Genomic DNA, 214 nt, shown 5'->3' with positions numbered 1-214 from the left:
TTGCTGACCGTGTAGTTGCTGGACAGGCCCGTGCCGTTGCCCAATGTGGCGCCCGTCACGGTGACGGTCTTGCCTGCCCCCGCGTTCTGATCGCTGAAGACGCCCGACTGACCGGTCAAGGTCAGCGTCTCGTTACCCACCAGGCCGTTCAAGATGCCGCCGCTCAGACTGGCTGTCGTCGTACCGTCATAGGTCTTGTTGCCCGCGGTCACGC

The 214-nt window shown here is 64.0% G+C and carries 1 protein-coding gene; it reads right to left on the bottom strand.

The genetic code is table 11. From position 1 onward, the window contains the following. On the bottom strand, positions 1-214 hold a 214-nt coding region (locus tag N0K08_RS23200), incomplete at both ends, for a YDG domain-containing protein (protein ID WP_261502803.1).

Origin of the sequence: Acidovorax bellezanensis (genome assembly GCF_025421555.1) — a bacterium.
Classification (GTDB): Bacteria; Pseudomonadota; Gammaproteobacteria; order Burkholderiales; family Burkholderiaceae_C; genus Comamonas; species Comamonas bellezanensis.
Note: the sequence above shows the minus strand (reverse complement) of the source record. Positions and strands in the feature narration are given on the sequence as shown.